The 22896-nt window shown below is 53.2% G+C and carries 19 protein-coding genes and 1 pseudogene; 11 read left to right on the top strand and 9 right to left on the bottom strand.

Going from position 1 to position 22896, the window contains the following annotated elements; translation table 11 throughout:
- Positions 1-19 precede the first annotated feature (19 nt).
- The 3 genes from PMI25_RS06020 to PMI25_RS06010 all read left to right on the top strand — a co-directional run bounded on the left by PMI25_RS06020 (position 20) and on the right by PMI25_RS06010 (position 2267).
- The gene (locus PMI25_RS06020; protein WP_007962522.1) at positions 20-460 is read left to right on the top strand and encodes a hypothetical protein; all 441 of its coding nucleotides are present in this window, start codon (positions 20-22) and stop codon (positions 458-460) included.
- Positions 461-744: 284 nt separating this feature from the next.
- Positions 745-1209: a hypothetical protein gene (locus PMI25_RS06015; RefSeq protein ID WP_007962517.1), complete on the top strand. Its 465-nt coding sequence runs from the start codon at positions 745-747 to the stop codon at positions 1207-1209.
- 122 nt (positions 1210-1331) lie between these two features.
- Positions 1332-2267 carry a hypothetical protein gene (locus tag PMI25_RS06010; protein ID WP_007962516.1) on the top strand — a complete coding sequence of 312 codons (936 nt, stop codon included), beginning with the start codon at positions 1332-1334 and terminating at the stop codon, positions 2265-2267.
- Between the two features lie 182 nt (positions 2268-2449).
- Here PMI25_RS06010 and PMI25_RS06005 read toward each other — a convergent pair whose 3' ends face one another.
- Positions 2450-4432, bottom strand: a complete 1983-nt coding sequence (locus PMI25_RS06005; RefSeq protein WP_007962515.1) for a UvrD-helicase domain-containing protein — start codon at positions 4430-4432, stop codon at positions 2450-2452.
- Positions 4429-6501 (bottom strand): ATP-dependent nuclease, encoded by a 2073-nt coding sequence (locus PMI25_RS06000; RefSeq protein ID WP_007962514.1) that lies wholly within the window; start codon positions 6499-6501, stop codon positions 4429-4431. Before PMI25_RS06000 ends, PMI25_RS06005 begins: the two co-directional genes overlap by 4 nt.
- Before the next feature lie 512 nt (positions 6502-7013).
- Here PMI25_RS06000 and PMI25_RS05995 point away from each other — a divergent pair.
- The 5 genes from PMI25_RS05995 (at position 7014) to PMI25_RS27990 (ending at position 10666) form a co-directional block, all read left to right on the top strand.
- Positions 7014-7643 (top strand): hypothetical protein, encoded by a 630-nt coding sequence (locus PMI25_RS05995; protein ID WP_007962511.1) that lies wholly within the window; start codon positions 7014-7016, stop codon positions 7641-7643.
- A 113-nt stretch (positions 7644-7756) separates the two neighbouring features.
- Complete coding sequence (locus tag PMI25_RS05990) at positions 7757-7948, top strand: MbcA/ParS/Xre antitoxin family protein (protein ID WP_007962509.1); 192 nt, start codon at positions 7757-7759, stop codon at positions 7946-7948.
- 289 nt (positions 7949-8237) lie between these two features.
- Positions 8238-8867: a DUF4760 domain-containing protein gene (locus PMI25_RS27700; RefSeq protein WP_007962507.1), complete on the top strand. Its 630-nt coding sequence runs from the start codon at positions 8238-8240 to the stop codon at positions 8865-8867.
- 183 nt (positions 8868-9050) lie between these two features.
- Positions 9051-9692, top strand: coding sequence for a DUF4145 domain-containing protein (locus PMI25_RS27695; protein ID WP_160165319.1), 642 nt, complete (start codon positions 9051-9053; stop codon positions 9690-9692).
- A gap of 173 nt (positions 9693-9865) precedes the next feature.
- On the top strand, positions 9866-10666 hold the full coding sequence (locus PMI25_RS27990; protein WP_238547070.1) for a hypothetical protein: 801 nt from the start codon (positions 9866-9868) through the stop codon (positions 10664-10666).
- A gap of 351 nt (positions 10667-11017) precedes the next feature.
- Here PMI25_RS27990 and PMI25_RS05970 read toward each other — a convergent pair whose 3' ends face one another.
- Complete coding sequence (locus PMI25_RS05970; RefSeq protein WP_150113608.1) at positions 11018-11650, bottom strand: hypothetical protein; 633 nt, start codon at positions 11648-11650, stop codon at positions 11018-11020.
- A 233-nt stretch (positions 11651-11883) separates the two neighbouring features.
- On the opposite strand from PMI25_RS05970, the gene PMI25_RS05965 reads away from it, so the two are divergent.
- On the top strand, positions 11884-12306 hold the full coding sequence (locus PMI25_RS05965) for a hypothetical protein (protein ID WP_045121997.1): 423 nt from the start codon (positions 11884-11886) through the stop codon (positions 12304-12306).
- 169 nt (positions 12307-12475) lie between these two features.
- Positions 12476-13663: a restriction endonuclease gene (locus PMI25_RS05960; protein WP_007962502.1), complete on the top strand. Its 1188-nt coding sequence runs from the start codon at positions 12476-12478 to the stop codon at positions 13661-13663.
- A gap of 310 nt (positions 13664-13973) precedes the next feature.
- On the opposite strand, the gene serS is transcribed toward PMI25_RS05960, so the two are convergent.
- The 3 genes and pseudogenes from serS to PMI25_RS05940 form a co-directional block, all read right to left on the bottom strand.
- Entirely contained in the window at positions 13974-15254 is a 1281-nt protein-coding gene (gene serS / locus PMI25_RS05955) for a serine--tRNA ligase (RefSeq protein ID WP_007962501.1), read from the bottom strand.
- 514 nt (positions 15255-15768) lie between these two features.
- Positions 15769-16188: a DUF6957 family protein gene (locus tag PMI25_RS05945; RefSeq protein WP_007962496.1), complete on the bottom strand. Its 420-nt coding sequence runs from the start codon at positions 16186-16188 to the stop codon at positions 15769-15771.
- Positions 16189-16612: 424 nt separating this feature from the next.
- Positions 16613-17337 (bottom strand): annotated as a pseudogene (locus PMI25_RS05940) (metallophosphoesterase).
- 189 nt (positions 17338-17526) lie between these two features.
- Here PMI25_RS05940 and PMI25_RS29610 point away from each other — a divergent pair.
- Positions 17527-17964, top strand: coding sequence for a helix-turn-helix domain-containing protein (locus PMI25_RS29610; protein WP_045121996.1), 438 nt, complete (start codon positions 17527-17529; stop codon positions 17962-17964).
- Between the two features lie 662 nt (positions 17965-18626).
- On the opposite strand, the gene PMI25_RS05930 is transcribed toward PMI25_RS29610, so the two are convergent.
- The 3 genes from PMI25_RS05930 to PMI25_RS05920 all read right to left on the bottom strand — a co-directional run bounded on the left by PMI25_RS05930 (position 18627) and on the right by PMI25_RS05920 (position 22692).
- Positions 18627-20780 (bottom strand): AAA family ATPase, encoded by a 2154-nt coding sequence (locus PMI25_RS05930; RefSeq protein ID WP_007962492.1) that lies wholly within the window; start codon positions 20778-20780, stop codon positions 18627-18629.
- A 461-nt stretch (positions 20781-21241) separates the two neighbouring features.
- A complete protein-coding gene (locus PMI25_RS05925) occupies positions 21242-21934 on the bottom strand; it encodes a hypothetical protein (RefSeq protein WP_007962491.1) in 693 nt (230 codons plus the stop codon).
- Between the two features lie 137 nt (positions 21935-22071).
- Positions 22072-22692 carry a hypothetical protein gene (locus tag PMI25_RS05920; protein ID WP_007962490.1) on the bottom strand — a complete coding sequence of 207 codons (621 nt, stop codon included), beginning with the start codon at positions 22690-22692 and terminating at the stop codon, positions 22072-22074.
- Positions 22693-22896 lie beyond the last annotated feature (204 nt).

The raw sequence follows: 22896 nt of genomic DNA, 5'->3' as shown, positions 1-22896 counted from the left end.
TGAAAGCGGAGAGTCCGATATGTCCGAAGAACACAAAAAACAACCGACTTTGAAGGCCTACTATGACTCCGCGCAGCGGATCTTCACCGATGCCACATTGATTTTGCCTAAAGGTTCGAAAATGACGCTAAAAAACGTCGCATTAGAGGCTGGTAGGTCTGCGGGAAGCATCAGAAAAGAAAGAGATATTTTCCTCCCGCTTATCGAGGATGTCACAAAACTGGCCAAGCAGATGAGCGAGCACAGCGCTCCAGGTGAGGAAAAGGTCAAAACCGCACAGCAGAAAACAAAAAAGGCGAAGGCAAAGGCTCAAGATTACGAAGCGCGTTATAAAGACTCATTGGCGCGAGAGATCATGCTGATCAAAGCACTGGATGACGCAGAGCGCGCCCTTCGGCGCAATGAAGATTACATCAACCAGCATGACAACGTAGTTCCCTTTCCGAATCCACGTCCTTGATTTCGAGCAACCGCCAGTACGCCTACGAGGGCCGGTAAATGAACTACGCTCAGTTAATTCAGCTCCAAGCCAAGCAAGTCTTTGGCAAAAAAGAAAAAGCGAATACTTGGCTGAATCAGCTCAAAGCCTCTCTTAGTGGTCACCCCCCAATTGAGCTCGCCCGCCGGAAGGTATCCCTATGAAGATGAATAGCACTCAAGCAAATCTAGTTGATCGCCATCGCGACGCACCGACGTGCTGTAATCTATGGTGATAGAGATGCTCGTTGGCAAAGCGAGGTGCAGATGGACGATTCTCCTTACAGGCAACATCGGGAAATGCTGCTCACCGGGCGCTCCCCGACCGAATGCTGTTTGCAGGAGTTTGCGATTTCCATGTTCGCAAGCTACCGCTTCAAATTCAGCTCTGGCTGTCTTCGTGCATTCACTGTCGAACAGCTAGGAGTCTTCGGGGAAATGGCCGCCTCGTTCCAACGACACGGTCACAACGACCCAGACTTCGTTGACGTCTGCCAGATAATAATTGCAAAAAGGACGAAGGCGGCGCAGGACAATCTCGCGCTGCTCATCAGTTATCAGACTTTACAAAAAAGTGGCCTACCTCTAAATGAGTACCTGGTACTGCTGAAAACCTACCAAATGCAGCACAGGGTGAATCGAGAGAAGGGCTACATCGATACAGATAATCTGACGCATCCCTCTATCGATCCCGAAGCTGATCTTGGTAGCTGGTACTTCGAAATACTGTAGGGCGGAACGGGGCAATCGGTCATAAGATGTCCGAAGCGCGAAGCACTGAGTACCAGACCATCCACTACCACTATGTCGCGTGAAAATTGGGTGCGACCTATCCGTATGAACAAGGAATGTGCATGGGCATCAAGATGAGCTCCGCCTGGGATCAGAACAAGCAAGAGTGGGGAGCCGATACCTACCAAAAAGGTTTTGGGGCCGAACCTCTACAATGTAAGCATTGCGGTACACACGTCACCCATAATCCCCCGCACACCAGGGAGATGCACGATAAGTCGGTCTTCGTGCAGGGGTATTTCCGTTTGTTGCCCAAAGGCGCACACGCTGCAAACTGCCCTTTCGGTGTAGATGAAGAGATCAACAAGATCGCGAAGACATCTGAAGGGTTGATCGAGAGCATCCAGCAGGACAAATACCGGATGCGGCTGGTGATGATCAAGGAAGCCCTAGAGGGGGCAGGTGCCCCGAAGAACCCGGGCGGAGGGGACAGAGCAAAAACGGGCAGGACTTATACCTCCAATCCTGGGCTACTGCCGGCCTACATCAACTCGGCCAACCGAGCCTTGAAACTCCGAACGCTCTGCGCGAGTAACCAGGATATCGAACAGCATCTGGAGCTGGTCTTCGAAGGCAATGTGAAGGTCACTTGGAACCAGTTTTACTTTGAGCCGGAAGAGCATATGGCCGGTTTTCATGCCGTTTCACAGAACACCGTGCAGCACCCCATCGCCATCCAAGGGCAAGTGAGTAGTGTGCGCTGCGAGATCAAGGGAAAACCGAACTCGAACGTGATCAACCTTCAGATGAACAAATTCCGTCAGGATCCTGAAGACCCTGAGAACGGTATAGGCCTGGAGGTGAGTATCTGGTCACCCCAATCCGCATGGTTTAAAGGCATCAAAAGTGGGGATGAGATCGTGGTGCTTGGTATGTGGAAACCAACCACTCTCCCTCCAGAAACGACACAGCGAGGAGGTCGCTACAAGACGTTCACCAAACGTCGTCTGAGCTTAAATTTGGTACTGAAAGCACAGATCACCAAGGTACGGGAGTGAGCAACCATGAAAGTCATCCACCGATTGTTTAAAGCGGCCTCGCTTTACCCTTGAGTGGTCAGCCCCCCCGCCCCTCGTTAAAACAAGAGGCTGCGGTGCGTTGATTGAACGTAAATCGCCCCGTGATGCCATTACAGGTCAAGTTGCTCTTGGTGTCAGGAGTGATCCGCCGATCATCTATATCATATTTCCAAAATTGACCAGCCAGCCTGCTCAATAGCGGCTCTTCTCTTCACTTCAGTCTTCCCCTCTCCCAGCGAACTTTTGCGCATGGCTAAACACAGCATGTGTGTTGGCCGGGTCATCCCAACGTACATGAGCATCATGTTCTTTTTCGCGCTCTCGTTGGGACGCTTCGCAGCTGAGGCCTTACCCTCAAGCCATGGCAGAAGCCTGTTAACAAAGTGGGTGCGATTGAAGGTTTCGAGAATCAGCGTGGCAGAATGGGTTTTGCCCTTCTCGGCATGGATGGAGGACAATCGAATCTGAACATTGTCATTCCCTTCTTCAAATTTGTACGTATTGAGAAGTGCGCCTCCATTGTCGCCAGGATCTGCCGCAACGGGAGCAGGTGTCCATTCAAGGTAGGGATGAGCCTCAGCTGCAGCCAACACTGAATCTGATCCCGTCATCTCCGCTACCAGCTCCAAAAGTGTGGGTGCCGCATTCGAATCCCATACAGTTTTCGTTAGCTCAACCGAGTCGAAGAGGAGTCTTTGGAGGCATTCTCGGTAGAGAACAACCAAATCTGGCCTTCCGATCATCAATTGCTCGATCCATTGGTGATTGCGCGACCGGGCAGGAATAAATTCTTTTGGAAATGCCAGTCGTACCAATGTGAGCAGACAGACCGCAACCAACTCCACGCCTGACGCCGCCGTCGCATCGCGCTCCAGATATCGGCGCGCAATATGCGCCCCCTCTGCGAACGTACGCGGCTTGAAGGACGCCTTATTCACCCCTGACTGATACGAAGGCCAGTAATGTTCCACAGCCTTGGGGTAATGCTCTGGCTTGAAACCTTCAAGCCGATGAACCGCACCCAGCGCGAAGACATCGGACTTGCGGACATCCACTGGCAGATGCTTGATCAGTAGGCGCCCATAGGCATCCAGTACCTGGCTGGCGTCGTGATCTGGAAACACAATGACTGTATTGGGAATGGGCTGGTTGGCTACGTCTTGACGCAGGCCTATCAAACCTCCGGTAATGGGCAGATAAGCGAATGGGTTTGCAATTGACGCAATCGCCTGGCTGAACCTGAAGCTGCTCGCGATTTCCATCGAGCACGCCACATCAGGGAAGGGCTCGGGAAGCTCGACCTTTTCCTCAAAGATCTCTTGGTTTGGATCTCCCACTCGGATGACACAAACATCCGGATCCCGGCGTGGAAATACCCTGCAGAGGATATTGGCTTGTTCATGTCGGGTGTCCTGCATCTCATCAACCAGAATGCAAGGGAAGCGCACGCGCAATGCGGTGGCTACCGCTGGCTCTTCATCAAGCAGAGCGTTGGCCAGGACAAACACCTCATCGAAGCAAAAGTGCCCCGTCTTTGCCGCATGGCTGAGAGCCTTGGATACGCTTTTGTAGGTTGCCGTGTGGGATGCAAAGTGAAATTCTCGGCCAGCGAGGGGATTGTCGAAGTCGACAGTCTCTATGCGCAGCTTCTCTATATTGAGACGTGCAGACTCAAACGCCGTCCTCATGCCTCTGTATTCCCAGGGTGCCAGCGCTTTCCTGCGAGCGTTATGCGTTGCCTCATCATCAATCGCAGTCAGTGTGATGCCCTTCGACCGTAGCCATGGCGAGGCCAGGAATCGCGCAGTGAAACCGTGGATTGTGTCGATGTAGTGCGGATAACGAAGCAGGCGTTGCCCTACGTCCGAACCGCCAAGGCGCCGCTCGATTTCTTCACGAGCAGCATTGGTGTGTGATAGGACGCAGATACCCTGGGTTCGGCTTTTCCAGTGGCGTGCAAGTATCGCCAGTTTGGCGACCACAAGTGTGGTCTTCCCGCTTCCAGGGCAGGCAGAAACGTCCAGCGTGCTCATGGACTTCAGGAAACTGCGGCGTGGCTCGTCCAATGCTTGCAGTGCCATGAGTTCGACGACCCATTCGACGTCATCATCAGTTATCGGAGAGATGAGCTGGTTGAGGTTCATTCCTTACTCTCCTCCATGGGCGCCGGGGAGCCAGGGTCGGCGACAACACCTGCGAGGATTGCAGATGCGGTGCTTGCCACAGCAGGTATCGCTGAACCACTTGTTGCGTACTCGATGGCGTGAATCACGTATTCGGGCAACACGCCACGCAAGGTAGCAACGTCCAAGGTGCGATCAACGAATCGCTGCTCGATGAGATCGATCAGATGTTGTGCTGCAATGGCTTTGGAGGCTCTTTTGAACATTTTGTAGACCGAAGAGCATTGGGCTTCCTTGGTGGAATGCGTGGCCTCTATCGTTTTGAAAGCAGCATCCGCATCGGCCAGCAAAGTGGTTTTGGTCGCCTTTTTCTGGTCAATTTTCTCCTCGTTAATTGCAAGGTACGCAGCCGCATGCACCTCACGAGCGAGGCCTGCGAAAGCTAGGTCATATTCGAGAGTCCAATGATCCGCGACGAAGGTACGTACACATTGGCCATCGCTTTCAGTGCGTTTCTTCCGATGCTCTTCCAAGGCTGCTTCCTGGTCTGCAGGCGTGCTTCCAAAATCACGAACTGCTCTCCATCGCCGCTTCGAAATGTTGCCCCACTTGGGGTCAGTGGGCCCCGTTACTAATTCATGTATTTCAGCGGCACAATCTGGCATGACATCCATGTCAGTGATGCACGCTGTTGGGATCGTTATCTCGCCGTTCGAGGGATCTCGGCGTTGCATGATTTTCGAGTAGCGTCTAAGCCCAACTCCGCCGACGTTGATAACGGACACGCCATGCTTTGTGAGATCTTTACCGAGCCTACGGGCGAGCGCTGGCAGAAGTATCGCTTCGGCATCTCCCTCCACCACCAGGAGACCTTTCGCGAAGAACAATCCGGCCTTCGTGACATCCAGGAAGCGACTCAAAAACCTGTAGTCATCGGCGCCGAGACAGGTCTGATCTTCGGCAAGAGAAAACGCCTGTAATCGGTGCATTATCACGAGATTTTGAATCGGAATCTTGGAGCTCAAGTTAGGGCTATGGGTGGTTAAGATCACCTGAACTGGCCTTAGCCCATCGCCAGGCTTCGCTGCTTTCTCAAGAAACTCCATTAACTGCAGTTGACGCTGTGGATGCAAATGGGCCTCCGGTTCCTCCACTAGAAGCAAAGGTAATCCGTCTGGCTCCTTACCAAGCAGTAGCAGCTCACAGGCCATGAACAACACGTTATTGGAGCCCAGGCCATAGACGCCACGAGACTGTCCCGACGCATGATCGAGCAAACCAAGTTCAAGACGCTCAAGGATCTGCTTGAGTCTCGCTGCCTCCGTGCCCCCTTCCCCGAAACTAATACGACTTGTAAGTGGCTGGCCAGCGAGAGATAGAGGTGCCAGATAGTTATTGTTGATGGCCTGTTCGGCACTGACGATAGCGCTGTGCTTGTTCACCAGGTGACGCATGTAATCACCCATACCCGCGATGCTCAGTGTTTCTGCGTCCAGCGTGGTGGCTGGCGGAGTTGCTGTGTCGAAGTCGTTGCCGGCATCGATATTGGGGAAGCTGCTCAGTACTTGGGATAACCGGGAATTACGCCCTGGTGACATCTCACGCTCTGCGTCCCGCAATGGCTTCAGGTACGCAGAGGCGAGTAGTTGCCGTACGCCCGCATCCAAGGATAGGCCTTCCCCTTTTTCTCCAGAACGAACACTGATGTCCGCCCACCTGCGAGTGAGATTGAAGCCATGCACACGCTTGGCTGACCAATGAATGTGCAGCCGCCCAATCTTGTTTTTGTAAGTTACATATTCTGCGAAAGCGCCCAGCTCAGCTTTGCTCAAGCCATCCAGAGTGCACATCAGTGTGATCGTGTCAGCCTGAGAGCCGCTATCATCGATATGAAAGTCTTCGAGTTGCAGCTTCAGGTATTCGGCATCGCGAGTTTGGAGCACATAACGGATCGCATCGATAACGGCTGTCTTGCCTGCATCGTTTTCCCCTACCAGCGCAGTCACACCTTCGTTGAAGCTGATTTTCAGCCCATGCCCGGCGTGGCCAAACTGTCGAAAATTTTCAATCGTTAAGGCAGATAGGTACACAACGTCGCTCCCTGATGCGTATGTCGAGACAGGGATCGGCGTCTTGGCCATTCACGCCACTACGAGACTCATCCCTGAAAACTGATAACTGTATGACATGATCTTGCGTGGGAAACCAGTCCTGCTCAGAAACGTAAATCGAGGTGAGCGGCAATGGCCGCAAGCTTGGTCAGAGTGCGGCGCAGGGTGAGGTGAACGTCACCTTCAGCCCCCTTACAGCGCTATGACAAAACAGGACCCTTGTGAGCTAAGCCCTGACGGACTTTCACCTCATAGCATCTCGGTCTACCCAACAGACTGATCGTGGTGTTAGCTGTGTGGTGCCCTCCTTGAATTGCCAATTGCGTCTCCAAGAAGCGAAATGCTAGTCTCCCGGCCCAATGGTACTCGGTAGGTGCCTGCCGTCCACGCGGGCGAAGCTTCAGCACTATCGTGATAGTTGATACACCTAACCTGATTCCATTCAGGTGACCTTGTAGTGGACGCCAGGCCCAGCCCTACGGGAGCTGAATATGCATCAAATTACCTCCACCGAAATCAAGCAGGTCAAACGCCTGGCCAGGCAGCTTGAATGCACTTCCCCTCACTTGAAACACGGTCAACGTCTAGACATGGCCGCCACCCAAGTCTTGGGCACCCGGAACTACCATGAAGCAACCCGCTTATACGAAAAGTGGATCATGCTCCATGTCCACACACCAGAAGACAGGTTGGCAGTCAGCAAGTGCAACTATTGTGGGTTCAGCTTCGCGGCAGATCTAAAAGAAGATCGCCAAGAGCACTGCGAACGGCATGAACAATTTCATGATGCCTGTGAGGCCTTGGACTACCACCCCGGCACTCATGTACAGCAAGAAATCATGAAGCGTGACGGGCACGAACTGGCCACATACGGCCAGACCATCGACGAGCGAATCAAAGGTGTCCTTCAACTGCTGCGGGGGTGGTTTGATCGCTCTCTGGCAAACGCTATTTATGGTAACTACTGGCGTAAGCATCCAACATTCGAAATCTACGTAGCCATGGCTTTAGATATCCTAGGAGACAGGTACGCTGAGCTTCGGTTAACGTTGGCGACTCGCTATGGGCACATTCCCGGCGTAATAGAATCAACAAGCAATTGGTACCCGAAGAGCTGCTGATCACAACGAAAGGGTTTACTCACAGTGAGTAGGCCCTGCTCTATCAAACATGGACAAATGCCCTGCCGCCGACTGAAAAACGAGCGTGTATCGGTACCCCACAAGAGCCAGGCATGAATTATGTTGAGTTGATTCAGCGTCAAGCCGAGATGGTCTTTGGCAACAAAGAGAAAGCCGACACCTGGCTAAATCAGCCGAAAACCATCTTCGGCGGAAGCACACCATCTCAAGCCGCTCATAGTGAAACGGGGTACGATCTCGTTAAGGCTGAACTGGAGAGAATCAGCCAAGGCTATGCCTGCTAGTCACCAAGCCCAGCTTTCCCGATACCTCCCGTCATACCTCTTCAAAGCTGATAAACCCGCCTGCCTATCAATCCAATATCACAATGATGTGCTGACGCGGCTGCCGACACATCGGGCGAGGGAGATTGGACAACTGCTGCCGCATCAGTAGATACCGGCCTGACCTACGCAAATCGAGTTGGGCGGACACTTACTTGAAAGGGAGCAACTGCAAACAAAAGTTGCAAGAGACGTCATACGGAATGCATGCCAAAATAGTGGCACTCTTGTACAAGCTTGGAGCAGTCAGTTGAGCACGCAGCACAAACCGCAACAAGGTGATCGGGTTTTCTGGTACTTGGTGGCCGCGATCGTAATCACTATGGTCTGCGGTACATGGGCCGTCTGGACAGGAACAGGTGAAACGCTACGGCTTGCCAAGATTGTCGAAGTGCTGGCCGCTATGCTCGCAGCTTCGGGTGTCATCCTTTCCACTTACCTCAATGTAAAGCAGTCCAAGGACACGCTCAGCAAGCTGGAAGCTGAAAAACAACGCGCTGAACTGCTCCTTGCTGACAACAAGCGGCACGCCAAACAGGAGGAGACGTTTCGTCTGATCGAAAAGTGGGATGATCCCCACTTTCTGGAGGCACGTACGTTCAGCCGTGAGTTGGGCAAACTCGCACATAGGATGACGCCGGATGAGCTGATAGCCAAGGTAGACAGCGAACCATCGTTGCGCAGCTCGGTCGGGCTGATGCTGAATTTCTTCGACTACATTCGCATTTCGATCATACACAAGAGAATTGACGAGGAGCTCATCAAGTCCCAGCTTTCCGAGGTGGCGCTCGCCACACTGGATCGCTTTGCGCCTTGGATGGCCAAGCAAAAGCCGATTTATCAAGAAGGCTTTAAAGAGTTCAGAAAGCTCATGTCTTAAACGCTTTGGCTAATCACGTCAAAGCAGATCACAGCGTGAATTCACGCCTTCTTCACCCATGGAAGCACCAGTATGCTAGAAAAAAGTATGTGGTCGGGCTCTTATGAGCGCAGCGCATTTCCCAAGTATGATTGCCCAAGGTGTGAGCGCGGAAGGCTCATCGGGGACGTCGCTGACCTTTCCATGAAGGAGCCAGCCTTCTCCAAGATGCTTGGCAATCATCCGGATTGGGAACCTGAATGGGACACCGAACGGTTCAGCCTCACTCTGACCTGTGATAATAAGGACTGTGGGGAAATCGCGCTGGCCATTGGCGACACGGACATCGTCGAATTCTTTGAGGAAGAGTATCAGACCTGGTGCACGGTAGCGTTGCTCAGGCCTCGCGGCATCTACCCTGCGCCCAAGATAATTCAGGTAGACAAGGACGTACCCGAGAATATTAAGCGAGAACTTTGTAAAGCATTTGAGCTGTTCTGGGTGGACTTCAATGCCTGCGCCAACCGGCTGCGCGTGAGCGTAGAGCTGCTCCTGAACCATCTCAAGGTACCGGCCACTGGGGTGGATAAAAATGGCAACACGAGGAATCTGGATCTTAACGGACGAATTTCGATCTTTGAGCAGACCACACCGGAACACGCGCCAACACTGACGGCTCTCAGGATGATTGGAAACCTGGGCTCCCATGGCAGTGAGGTCAACAGGGAACCGCTTTTGGATGCTTTCGAAATCTACGAGTACTCACTGAGTGAGCTCTGTGGTCAACGCAAGTCTCGCCTCGATCAAATCCGTCAGAAGCTGATTGCCACCAAAGGTAAATATTGACCGCGATTGGCTGGGCCTGCACACCCCTGATGCTCTGAAGAAAAGCGGTGCTTGTACACCGCCCCCCCCCAAGAACTTCGTTGGCACATGAGAATCCTGGCGATAAGGGTGATTGCGTCCGCTTAAAAATACGCGGACACCATCGCCCTTAAGGCTGGAATTCGAAAGGTGACTTGGCCGGACGCTTACGACATAGGGTTCGTACGTCCAAGCACATTGACGGCACGGCGACTCATAAACCCGAGGCCCAATCTGAAGAAGGAACCGATAGCGAGATGTTTAAAAGCCTACGCCGCAAGAAAAATGTGAACACTCTCAGTGGAATAAATTACAAGGAATTACCGGGCTACGGAGTGCCATCCGTTGATGACTTGCGGTTTGAAGCTATCGAATTCGAAAAGTCCATTGTTAACTATGTCCATCGAAAGTCCGGGGCTGCCCCCCAAAAGCCACTCGGATACATCGTCCAGAAAATGCTGGGGGATTACCCCCTGCTTCCTGAAATTCCAGAGCATTGGTCTGCGTTTGTAGAAGAAGCCAAGAAGCTGAAAGACCTGAGGAATAACGTCATCCACTCTGATTTCGTCGGACTTCCGCCTCTTGAAGAGCTTTACGAAAAATTCAAGAAAGCAAATGAAGTTTTGAGGCCCTTCAGGATTTGTAGTGCAGGACGAGACAGGTTCACTGATATCCGGTGGCGTGGTGACACCCTGCTGCTGAAAATCGATGAGCATCGATATGAACTGGAAGTGGATGACATCAAAAACCTGATGATAGAGCTTCATCCTGCAAGCAGAGGTCAAGTGCACTTCCTCAAGGGCAAGCTCGTCGTCAGCAAGGTGCTCGATTACCACTACGAAAAGATCACCTATTTCATCGAGAGCTATGACCCATTCGAACTGGATCTTGAAGAGTCGATGGTTCTTGAAGATTTGCTGGGATGCCTCCTGGGACAGCATTTTCACGGCCAGTAAGTAGCTCAAATACTCAAGGGTGGTAAAGAGGACAGGTTGGCCAGGGTTCAAGCATTCAGTGGGATTGAACTCAAGTGGCCGACGCCCTCAGCTCCAATCGCGCACGAAGCCGCTACAACGTAGCGGCTCGTCGCTCACTGTTTCCGGCTCGAAGCCAGAGTTTTTTCCCGAGGCCTTCAGATTCCAGGTCACACCAAAGGGTTATGTGTGCGATCACCTGTCATGTAGGTGCAGATCAGCATGAAGGCAACGAGCGGTTTGGTTTGGCAGGAGATAGTCTGGAGAAGCTGCACGTTGGGATCCCTCTGAAAACCCATTTTGATCGCATATCCTGACCGTCGGCTCGACTGCCTACGACAAGTAAGAACGACGCTTCAGTCGTGCCTGTCTGTAGTCTGGGTTAATCAAGAGCCAAAGCAAGAAACAGAAGCACAGAGAACCTAATACATCCATGCTGAACTGATCAGCTTGAAAAAACCCTGTCCGCCCCATCTGCTGAAGCTCCCAGTCAAGCGATCCCCCAATGTAAATCATTGCAATCACTGCAGCCCACTGGGCGATGTAGACTGAGCGGAAGACATTCAGAATTCGTTTTCGAAGCTTGATGAACCAATGCTGGCGCAGCCAGGTTTTTTGGAAGGGCACCTTTTTCGATAACGCTGAAATGACCGCTACGAGAAAAACAAAAAGTGCCACTGCTGACATCGCACCCAGCAAGTGCTCTATGAGGCTCTGCTGCCCAAGGCCTAGCTGCTTGAACAAATCACTGAGCTCAACACTCAAACGAAATCGACTCACGAGTGCTAGCAAACCGGCCCCTATACCTACGAACCCAGCAAAAGCAAAAAGCTTGATCGGAAATCCTGATCGCCCCATATCTCCCCCTTCATAATCCTGATTTTTGTGGAGTGCATTTGCATGCGGGCGGCTTTCAAAAATCACTGCCCTTCTCGCAATGCGCTTCGAGCAGAATAATGCTTCCACCTAGAGCTTTGTGCGAGCGATTCACGTGTATTTTCTGCTGAGTCCATCCTCTGCACGTCCTGGTGTCAGGGATAGCAATTTAGCTGGATCAAGAAGATGCACTGACAACACTGGTACGCCCGCATCACTTTTGTTCGCGTCAGAGCTAGAGCGATCAGACAGTACAGCCCGTGAGTGGAACCCTTGCCCACTCCAACTAGACTTACATCTTTAGCTCCCATGGGAAGACAATGATGAATGAGTCGCCCTACCTTACTCACCGAGAAATCCTGCTCAACGGCATGTATGGCACGGCCTATTGCCTGCAGCAGTTCGTCCTTCATCAGCTAGACCCATATCGCTATGCATTTGACATCGATAACCATAGCGGTGGGTTCGATGGTCGGCATATCCAGATCTACAAGGATATGAAGCAGTGGTACTGGGACAATGGCCCGGCATCAGTTGGTTTCAAGGAGGTGGCTGAGATCATTCAATCCCGTCGGACTCAACAGGCTCAATCCAACCTTGAACAACTTCGCCGCCTGCGAGAAATGCGGCCCGAGGACTACCCCCATGAGCCAGGAGAAAACCAGTTGGAGGCCTATCGCAGCGACGTCGAACTCCATGAGTGGTTCCACCGGAAACATGTGGCCAAGGGTGACATAGACGAATAGGCATCGAGTTCATAAGACCGCCGTAGACTGTTATATGGCATTAGGCTATGTTCTGCCATCAAGCACCGAGACCTTTCAGGACGATCAGCTACCTTTCAGTGGCACTTGATCGAGATTGAGGTATACCGGCTTGGACCGCACCTCAGTCTTCAGCCTGGAAAGGACGCCCATGATTTACCAATGCAACGGATGCCACAGAACCACTTTTGAGACAATCTGTCCTTGGTGCAACGGCTCGCAGATATCGCCGCCCGCAGAGCTGCGCGCTCAGCATCTGACACCACTCGACCCATCCTTCTACCCGGACTTTCAGTACCAGTCCAAGGGACTCATCAAGGATTTCCTGGGCAAGAAGAAAGAGCAGGCACAGCTGAACGATCTGCTCAACAATGTGCTCAGAAAATACGCGCAGCTCAAGCAGCCCTACTTCACGAACTTCATCCACACTACCCGTGAAACCTCTTCCACCAGCAACGATGCCGGCGTACCAGGCCCAAGGCTCGATGGTGTGTACACCGAACGTGAGCTGTTTCGCGAGGTGCTGATCCGCAAGGGATTCGATGAGCTTGAAGGCTTACCCTCGCTACTGGATAAACTGCTTCTGACCACTGCATTCAACTCGACCTATCTTGGCTTCTCCAGAGCGCTCAGCCGCCACATTAAAGCCGACTTGGCCAAGACCCTTCGGTCATGGATCGATGAGGCTGGAACGACATTCAGATCCGATCTCGCTTTGTTCTATTACTACCTCTGGGAGAACGATATTTCGTACCAGGGTGTCCAGTTCAACGCTCAAGCGAACGCTACGGCCAACACTCCCTTGATTTCCTTGCCGGCTTTCCGCTCCGGGCTGAGTCTTTGCGAAGCTATCTACTTCGACATCCTCGTCGAGCGCTTGGGTAGCCAGCTTGAGCATTTCAACCCCAACCGGTTCATCACCATGTATTTGGTGGACGCAATGGATGGGTTCCAGTTCGAGTTGTTCCTGGTCGAGATCTTCCAAACCATCGGCTTCGACGTTAAGGAAACCAAGAAAACCGCCGATCAAGGGGCCGACTTGTTCGTGAGTCGATTCGGCAAGAACATGGTGATCCAGGCCAAAAACTACACCGGTTCCGTTGGCAACGCCGCAGTTCAGCAAGCGATCTCGGCCAAGGCGTTCTACTGTTGTGACGAAGCCATGGTCGTCACCAATTCGTACTACACAAAGTCGGCCAAGGAGCTCGCCACCACCGCCGGGGTACGCCTCGTTGATCGGGAGGGTTTGCAGAGCTATTTGGACGATTACAACCAGAAACTCATTGAGGTCTTCCAGGCTGAAGCAGAGGAAGATCATGAAGAAATGACCGTACGGTAGTCAGGACAACCGTTTTTCTGGGACAGCCAGGCGGGCTTGATAGCCTGCCTGGGCAGGAGCGCCCCCCCCTTCAACCTTAAACACAATCGTCCTCCTGTAGCCTGATGCCTACCGTGACGAAGTCGTTCAGCTAAAGAATTGGTTCGACAAATACAGCCAGTCTGTCGATGGTGAGCAGTCTGATTGGATGTAGATCCTTCAAGCATCAATACCGTGAGAACAGTCAAGGTCTGGAGCGCCTTCGCAGTTTGTGAAGAATTGCCGAAGGCTAACGTCTGGCTAGCTGATTTCGCCGAAAGTCTGCATTCAATCAACGAATGATGTCCACGCCGCCCATGTAAGGCTTGAGCACCGGCGGAATCCGGATGGAGCCGTCGGCCTCCTGGTAGTTTTCCAGTACCGCCATCAACGTACGACCGACCGCCAAACCGGTGCCGTTCAGGGTGTGCACCAGTTCCGGCTTGCCGGCTGCCGGGTTGCGGAAACGCGTTTGCATGCGGCGGGCTGGGAAGTCGCCACAGTTGGAGCACGAGGAGATTTTGCGGTATTTGTCCTGGCTCGGAATCCATACTTCCAGGTCATAACTCTTGAATGCGCTGAAGCCCAAGTCGCCGGTGCACAGCGCCAGGATGCGGTAAGGCAGGCCCAGCAGCTGCAGGACTCTCTCGGCGCTGGCGATCAAGTCTTCCAGCGCCTCATTCGACTTCGACGGCTCGACGATCTGAACCAACTCGACCTTGTCGAACTGGTATAGGCGGAACATGCCACGGGTGTCGCGACCCGACGCGCCGGCTTCGCTACGGAAGCACGGGGTATGGGCAACAAACTTGAGGGGCAGCTGTACTGCATCGAGAATCTGCCCTGCCGCCAAGTTGGTCAACGGGACTTCGGACGTAGGGATGAGGTAAAGATCGTCCTCACCTTCACGAGCGATCTTGAACAGATCTTCCTCGAACGTCGGCAGTTGACCGGTGGCTTGCAGCGCCGGGGCCCGCACCAGGTACGGGGTGTAGGCCTCTTCGTAGCCGTGCTCGCTGGTGTGTAGGTTGATCATGAACTGCGCCAGGGCGCGATGCAGACGGGCGATCGGGCCGCGCAGAAAATTGAAGCGCGCGCCGGACAGCTTGGCGGCGGTTTCGAAGTCCACCCAACCGAACTTCGCACCTATGGCGGCGTGGTCTTTGATTTCAAAATCGAAGATTCGTGGAGTGCCCCAACGGCGCACTTCTACGTTGTCGTCTTTGCCTTCGCCGATCGGCACGGACTCGTGCGGCAGGTTGGGAATGCCCAGTAGGATCGCTTCCAACTCGGCCTGGATCTTGTCCAAGGCAGCCTTGTTCTCGTTCAGCTGGCTGACCGTGTTCTCGACATTGGCCATCAGCGGTGCGATGTCTACGCCGCGTTGCCTGGCCTGACCGATGGACTTGGAGCGCGCGTTACGTTCAGCCTGCAGTGCTTCGGTGCGGGTCTGGACGGTCTTGCGCTGTTCTTCCAGCGCTTGGATGCGCGCAAAATTCAGGGCAAAGCCACGAGATGCCAGACGATCCGCCACTTCCTGAAGGTTGCTACGTAACAGTTTAGGATCGAGCATATCGTTATCTCGCTGTGGTTAGTGCACGTCGCTTCGCATATGGCTGGATTGATCGATGATTCAAACCTGATGTGAAACCGAGATCATTTACCCAGAAGCAACCCTAATTTGGTCAAGGCATCCATCTCGGTGGCGTCATGGACGTGTGCGTAATCCTGTGGTGTCCACGTCGCAATTTCCGACCGTAACACCTCCAAAGATTTAAATGGCATGGTGGTCACGGCATCGAGCATTCCGACGCGTTTGTTGCTCCACCGATCGACGTCGCTCAGGCGAAGAAAGTAGGCATTGATATCTGGCGCATAAACCATTTCGGCATGAGCGCTCAGGCATAAAAACTCCCTCAGAAGTTGTAGAGCTGCCCCTTTCCACGCACAGCCTCAACCGTTTGTATGTAGTGGCCGGCGCACATAGGAAGCTCATTTCTTGGGTCAAACATTCGCGTTATCCGAGGATGAATAATGGAGAAAATTCTGGATAGCGCTCTGGCGAAACGAAGGCGTCAGGAAGGCTGCTATGCGCGAATACCAGTATTTCCATACGCATTCAGCGCTTGAAAAGCAGGCGAACTCACGTGCTTGCGAAAGCCTCTACCGGCCAAGATAAAGAGGGTCTCTTCGCTTTCAAGAAAACATCCGTAGTAGTCTTTTTGAAATCCAGTGATGAAACTGTCGCGTGCTGCAATTCGCCCTTCGCTGTCGAATACTGCTTCGTGGACGAGCAGAACAGTAGGTTGCAGGCCTCGTTTTCTGACGTCCCTCTCTTCGTTTTCAGGGAGCAAGATGTCCAGCATCATCCAGTTTCGAACGATGCAAAATGGTTGGCCATCGAACTCCTCGCGGGCCAATTTGATCAGCTCGTCATTCTCCAGTCGCGATCCTCCTAGCATGAGGGCCGGGCCGTACAGCACATCTTCAATCAATTTGGTTTGCACACTGCTGCCTAGTTCTTTGGAAATTTAAAGCTGCACGAAAGCCATCCAGGCTCCTGCTGGTGTTACATCGTTAGCTGCGCCTGCAGATCGAAAAGCCGGGGCTTCGTCAGTGGATCATGTTGATCTCCGGCATGGCACCATTTTCATGCCACCAATGACAGATGACATAACAACTGCCGTTGTGCGTCTCGCAAAGCTGATACCCCCGAAGCTCATACACTCTTTCGACAAACGACGTACGGATTGTCTTCCCATCCGCAAAACGCCCTCTCGTTTCAGAAAAAACGACTCCAGTCATGCATGGAAGCTGAAATTCAGCGCAGCATAGGTACCCACTAATCGGCACACCGAAATCGATTTCCTTTGCGTCCAGCACACATCGTGGAAGCCCCATTTTCCTGCCTTTTTTTGCCTGCAAACGCCATCAAATTTCAATAGTGAAATCCGGGATGAAGCCCGTGTCCTCCCGGGGGTAACCTCTTGGATTTGAGATAAGCCGGCACCCATCCAGTTCGATATCCACTGAACGATGCGTATGGCCAAAAATCCAAACGTCCACCTGCGGCAGAAGCGAGTGCCATCGATTTGTATAAGCCGCGTTCAGATGGCCATCGTGCTTGTCGCCTGCAACTTCCAAGATCGGACAATGGTGTGTCACTACGACGGTTTTACCCTCGAAAGGTTTGGCGAGTTCATCGCTCAGAAACTCAAACGCAATCCGGTTTCGCTCAATCACATCTGCTGGACGTAGCCGTCGAAAGCTCTCTTCAGCTCTGATCACCTGGAAGTCATTCATCCATTGGCCACACATCTTCGTCGCTGCCACAACATCTCCGCTCGATGAGAAATTCGTCCAAGCCGTCGTGATCAAAAAACGCGTTTGGTTGCAAACCCACGTCTCATTTTCCATGACGTGCAAATGAGCTGCTGCGTCTTTCATTTTGCGCAGGGTGTGGTCGATGTGGCCTCAGTAAAACTCGTGGTTGCCGGCGCAATAAATGACGGCTGGCTGAACACCTCGTTTGCCCACGCCACGCCTCGCGCCTTGGTGTCGATATCGCCGGCCAAGACGATTATGTCTGCGTCAGTCGGGGGTGGTTCGAATGGAGCGAATTCGTTGTGCAAATCTGAATAGACCAACATTTTCATGGCGCTGCCCCTTAGGGCTTGCTGGAATTCCCGTTCGACGATTAAGCGATATATTGGTAGTTCTCAACTCAAGATGCTCGGTGTCCGTCCGAGCACGAGGCTAGCCCAAATAGTTCCTTGTTTGACTATACGACATTGAGTGGAACTGCGCAAACCGGGCATACAGTCGTATTTTAGAGAATGGCCCAAATGCTCAGGCAATCCATCGCCGCTGCGTTGAGACATGTTCGCCGGCAACAGCAGGTGCTGCTGACCGATCTGGAGGAAGGCATAACTGCTTCCCACTTAAGTCGCATAGAGCGCTCAGAGCGTGGCGTTACGGTTGAAAAGCTAGATGAAATCGCTCGGCAACTGGGCGTTCATCCTCTGTCCATTCTTGCTCTGGCATACGGTGCTGAGGAAGTCGTACGCCCTAGCGAGCTCCTGAAGCGTCTATCTAAAGAGGTGTCTGCCCTTGGCGGATTGATAGACCCGCTCGCTGTCAAACCGGAAGACAGTCATTCCAGGGTCGTAGCTGCTGCAAAACGCCGTGAAGATGTGCAACGTTTAAAGGCTGAAGGACTATCAAAGGCCGAGGTTGCTCGAACGCTGGCCATATCGAAACAAACGGTGGCGAGACATTGGTAAACCGCTGAACCTGGCTCCTCGGTTTACTTTCTTGCAAGGTTCAAGTTTGACTTGCCCGCCAACCTCGAAGCCCTGGCAAGCCAGTACCCCAACCTGACATTCAAAAAGGATTCGATCCACAGCTCCAAAGGCAAAGAAGCGGACTACGTGATCATTTTGGGTCTCGGGAAGCCGCAGCCAGTGACGTCATTGCGCTCAGCTTAAGGCACGCTCTGGTGATCAATTCAGGCGTTCAGGGCCTGCGCAAGTACGGCGTCTGAGCAAGCGACTGGTAACCAGATTTGGCATTGGGAAAGCGTGTGAGGGAGGGTGCAGCTACCACCTAGGTACGTTCAATTAACGGCGCGGAAGGGAGCGCATGTGCGTGCACACGATCTCCCACTGCCCCAGCCGGAAACGGTTGTACTGGCGAACCAGGACAACTTTTCCATGATCGGTCATGGCGTATTCTCCATCTGATCTCAGCGGGCCGCTGATAGCCTTTACACGCCACGTGCAAAGCGAGCAGATGAGTGCCAGGCAGGAAGGAGAGTCCTTTGATGGTAGCTGCAGGCGCAATGCTATCAGTGCAAAGCCCGCGTGAAAAGGCCAGTATTTGCCTCGGTAAAATTTGCCCACTTACCCCTGATTGGCCTTCCAGCTCCCCTCCCCCCTGAACAACCTCACGCCATCATCTTGTCGAAATGCGCTTCGAAATTCGTTTCCACGAACACGTCCTTGAAGCGGTCGATGAAGGTGACAGGGTCGATCTCACCGAAGTCCGTGATGTTGACCGAGTCCGTATGGGACTCACGGTTGATGTAACGGAAAAACGCCCTGAATTCTGGCTTGTCCTCGCTGAGCTTCATCAGCGCCTGCCGCAGTGTGGGTGTCTGGTGCACGAAGCTGAAGTAATACTCCAAGATGTTGCGCATCATGTTCGGCAACACGTTGGGAGACGTCCTCCCCTGAAGGGCATCCTTGATCGTCTGCCAACACGCCTGGTAGTCATTTTGTATTTCCCGCTCCTCCATCGCCACCACCGAGCTGTATTCGGACTTGGTGATACGGAACAGCGCAAACGCTTTCTCTCCATCCTCTTTCAACAGCTTGACCATTTCATGGAAGAAGAAGAGGTTGTGCGTCAGGATGATCACCTGCTTGAAGCGCTCCTTCGGCATCAGCACCTGGCGCCTGATCAAGGACGCGATGTCGTAGACGTAGTTATGGGAAAGGCTCGAAATCGGATCGTCGATGACAATGATCCGGTCACTCTTGAGCTTCCCAGCCCCTGAGCCCATCTCTCCGTTGCAGACCTCCAGGAAGTAGAGGAATGAGATCAGCGTTTTCTCGCCCTCGCTCAGGGTCTTGAACACCCCTTCAGTCTGGGTTGGACGCTCAAGCCGATACTGGGGTACAGAGCCCTCCTCCTTGATCAGCTCGAAGCCTTTCAGACCCAACATCCGCAACCAATACCTAATGTTCTCGACCGCTTGGTCGGTATTGGTGATGGATGCTCTGGACGTCCTCACGATCTCCTGTTGCTCCTGGATACGACTTCTGAGGGTCTGCACCTCATCTTTGGCCGTCTGGCGTATGCGACCCTGGGCCTTCTCGACTTTGTCGAACGTTACGATGAACGCATTGCACGCCCCCCTGTACCAGCTCCAGAAGCGTTGCTTGATGCTGTCTTCATGCTGCTTTCGGTTCTTTATCTTCGCGTTGATCTCGTCGATCTTCTGTTGCTCAGCCGCGATTTCGCCATTCAACTTGGCCACCAGTGGGACAGTGGAATCCAGGGTAGTGATCAAGGATGGACTGGCGACTTTCTCTGCGATGGCTTGCAGGTTCTTTTGGAACGCCGCCTGCAGCTTGGTGACATACAGCTTGATCGCTTGGTGCTGGTACTCCGGGGCTTCGCACCGACGTAGAAACTGCTCGACACCGCCCCGGTACCGGGCTTCGAGTTGTCGCAGCACATCCAGACGTTCCTCGTAGGTTTTGTCGAAGACCTTACGAACCTCAGCATAGAAATCCGGAGGCAGGATTTGCTGGCAAAGAGGGCATTTGTCGTGCGCCTCTGTCTCATAGCGCAGGGCATGCTTGACCCAATCAGAGTTTCCCAGCTGCTGGATAAACTCTGAAAGATAAGAGTCACCTGACCCGGTGATGACCTCTTGCAGAATCGGATCGCCCTCCAGGCTCTGCACTTGAAACGCCAGCGGCGGAATGCCCGGCAGCTCCTGATCGCTGGTCTCCTTTAACGCAGCCGCCTCAGCCAACAGCCCTTGGGAGGTATCGGTAGAGGCCACCAGCGGCACGTTGCGAACGGCTTCCAGCAATCGCTCCTTCGTGTTGAGCAACTTGAAGCAATAGGCCAGTGCAGTCCCATCAAACTCGCGCTTCGGCTTCCAGACACTTTCCAGCAGTACTTCATACGCAGCGTCATGAACCTTCTTGCTGCTAACTCCCTTCTCCATTTCAGCATCATGGGCGACCGTTAAATCCGCAATGGATGCCTCTGCTGCTGCCAATGCCTCTTTGGCCTCAATGTTTCCCTCGTTGAGCGTGAATACCCCTGGCTGAGATGCCGCCTCCTGGAAGTTTTTCTCCATGAAGTGGTGGTTGTAGACCAGCACCTCGCGACCGGCCTTGACCGGCTCCACTCCGCAGACGCCATAACAGGCCTCGCCAGGGGCCTGTAGGAAGTTACCGATTGTGGTCTTGCCTGTACCGTTCTGGCCATAGAACAAGCTCACGCGCTTGAGCGGAGCAATGGACACGGCAGCGTCGGGCGAGTAACTGGAAACATTACGGAGAAGTATTTTTTCGAGCATGGCACAGTCCCTGGCAGAGGCAGATCCAGCTCAAAGATAGGCAGAAAGCTTGCGATTTCATAGGGCCACCATGCGCTTGAAATCAATTATTCGTTTCGCCTGGTGAGAGTTGCGGATGTGGCAAGTTCAACAGGCTCGCGCCGATCTGGCTCAGCGTCCATTCGCAGGGCTTATCCAGCTGACTCCACTGGGGGTCGGGTCGCTTGAATGGATGGTCAACAGAGGGCGCTCTGGGCTGAGCTCTGGTTTGCTCTGTGCATAGTTCGATCTCCAATAGCCCGAAGCTTTTTAATCGAAAGTTTAGTAACGGCAGCTAGAAGATAAGGGCTGCCGTTACAGTGAGATGAGTTGTGTGAACTCACAACTCAGAAATAGCCTCATGTCCCTGAATCAATCCTCACGATGAGCAGAATCTTCCGCTTGAGAATGCCAGAAGCAGCCAATCAGGCACGCAGGCAGCATCACCAGCCTGCGTAATGAGTTACAAGTAGTCCCCACTCCCTTAGCGCAGTTCCATCTGCTCGCAAAACTCGGAGCGCTTCAGCTGCAGAAATCTTGGTCGGGCAGCCACCTATCAGGTAGAAGTCGTCCTTTCCAGGGGAGTAGAGGTGAAGCAGCGTCAGAACCATCACACGCTGTAAATCGGTCATTTTTCTGTACGCACGGCGCATCGCTTTTAACCCCTCAGGGTCAGGCTCTGACCGATCATGATCGAAGCCGCAAGGACGCATGGTGTAATGACTCCCTTCTTGGATCCCCCACGGCCTACTTTGAGTAAAGCAGGCATCCAGCTCGTATCTCTTAACGATGTGCCAAGCGACATCTCCGAACTTTTTCCCTCGCTCCACGGGTGACCAGTCGATCGGTTGAGGTACCTGGCAAATCATCGCCAAGGCGGCATCTTCAGTGCCGTCCATGCAGCGCACTTTTTCAACCAGCTCGATCAGCGTGTATCCGGGAAAGCGACCGGCTGCAAACGTCGGATTGATGGCGGCGTAGGCAGCAAGAGCAACCGGCTGCTGAGAGTGATGCACATGGCCGTGGCTCGCGACCTCCACGTCCGTGAAAGCCCAGATCCCCGAAGACACTTCATGGACACCCAGTCGGTGTAGCAATGCCATCGCTTGTTCCGATAGGTCGTCGAAGATATCCATCTTGGGAATGCTCCTGATAAGGGTAAGAGATGCTGATCTGCCCTCCCCACACTACGCTACCAGCCAATTGCTGACGCTCGCTTCCTGCCCGATCTCGGAATGTGAGGCCAAGAGAGCCTGCCGGGAGGGAGCATGCGTCAGATAGGCAGCCGTTCAGCCGGCATAGATTCATATCGAATCACAGCGCGTGCCCATAGATCGCCCTTACTCGCTGCCCTTTGAATAGATGAAGGGGTTGTTACCAGCCACTTCCCAATTTTCGGTTTGACCAGAGGCTGACACATCCGGACTTGGCAGGCTGCCAGGAACGGCACCATCTTTTCGATGATATGCGGTTCGAGATGAGCTACCTCTGGCGATGCATATCGAGCTTCAGGAGCGTATTTCAGCCCTTTAGGCATGCGGTACCCCTTGTCCCAGTAAAGCGCCGGCATTTCAGAGGCCAGGAAGCTTGAACCGATAGGCAAATAGTAAGTGCCCAGGTCAATGATCCATCCATCGAGCTCAACCCAATAGTGTGAGTGTTCGCCGGAATCGGATGCATACCCTTGCATGGAGGCCTGGCGCTGATCCCGCGAGACGACAAAGGCTAAGAAACTTCCGCCCACTACCGCAGGGCTGTGCCCCAAGGCTCGAAGGAGAACGTGCACACCAAAGGATGCGTACAGGCATCGCTTGTAGTAATCCTCGGGAAACTGGCCCCTTAGGCATCGATCAACCACACACAGAACACGCTCAACAACCGCCGCATCAACCAAAGCAAGCTCCTTCTCGGAAACGATGACTACAAACGAATGCCGTGGCCATTACATGGCAATGGCTTGGTAAAATCTACTTCAATGGCTCTAGCACAGTCGCTTCCGCACCAGAGATCATGTTGGGATATTGGTGAATCTGGAGACCATCAGCCGCGCTAGTCGGACGTAAGCGGTGCGTATTTCGCAAGACCACAGATTGGAGGT

Origin of the sequence: Pseudomonas sp. GM30 (assembly GCF_000282275.2) — a bacterium.
Lineage (GTDB): Bacteria > Pseudomonadota > Gammaproteobacteria > Pseudomonadales > Pseudomonadaceae > Aquipseudomonas.
This window is presented reverse-complemented; position numbering and strand designations above follow the sequence as displayed.

Excerpts from the sequence above, each read along its gene's own strand:
- PMI25_RS06020 (WP_007962522.1), top strand. The coding sequence starts at position 20 with ATGTCCGAAGAACACAAAAAACAACCGACTTTGAAGGCCTACTATGAC.
- PMI25_RS06015 (WP_007962517.1), top strand. The coding sequence starts at position 745 with ATGGACGATTCTCCTTACAGGCAACATCGGGAAATGCTGCTCACCGGG.
- PMI25_RS06010 (WP_007962516.1), top strand. The coding sequence starts at position 1,332 with ATGGGCATCAAGATGAGCTCCGCCTGGGATCAGAACAAGCAAGAGTGG.
- PMI25_RS06005 (WP_007962515.1), bottom strand. The coding sequence starts at position 4,432 with ATGAACCTCAACCAGCTCATCTCTCCGATAACTGATGATGACGTCGAA.
- PMI25_RS05995 (WP_007962511.1), top strand. The coding sequence starts at position 7,014 with ATGCATCAAATTACCTCCACCGAAATCAAGCAGGTCAAACGCCTGGCC.
- PMI25_RS05990 (WP_007962509.1), top strand. The coding sequence starts at position 7,757 with ATGAATTATGTTGAGTTGATTCAGCGTCAAGCCGAGATGGTCTTTGGC.
- PMI25_RS27695 (WP_160165319.1), top strand. The coding sequence starts at position 9,051 with ATGAAGGAGCCAGCCTTCTCCAAGATGCTTGGCAATCATCCGGATTGG.
- PMI25_RS05965 (WP_045121997.1), top strand. The coding sequence starts at position 11,884 with ATGAATGAGTCGCCCTACCTTACTCACCGAGAAATCCTGCTCAACGGC.
- PMI25_RS05960 (WP_007962502.1), top strand. The coding sequence starts at position 12,476 with ATGATTTACCAATGCAACGGATGCCACAGAACCACTTTTGAGACAATC.
- serS (WP_007962501.1), bottom strand. The coding sequence starts at position 15,254 with ATGCTCGATCCTAAACTGTTACGTAGCAACCTTCAGGAAGTGGCGGAT.
- PMI25_RS29610 (WP_045121996.1), top strand. The coding sequence starts at position 17,527 with ATGCTCAGGCAATCCATCGCCGCTGCGTTGAGACATGTTCGCCGGCAA.
- PMI25_RS05930 (WP_007962492.1), bottom strand. The coding sequence starts at position 20,780 with ATGCTCGAAAAAATACTTCTCCGTAATGTTTCCAGTTACTCGCCCGAC.
- PMI25_RS05925 (WP_007962491.1), bottom strand. The coding sequence starts at position 21,934 with ATGGATATCTTCGACGACCTATCGGAACAAGCGATGGCATTGCTACAC.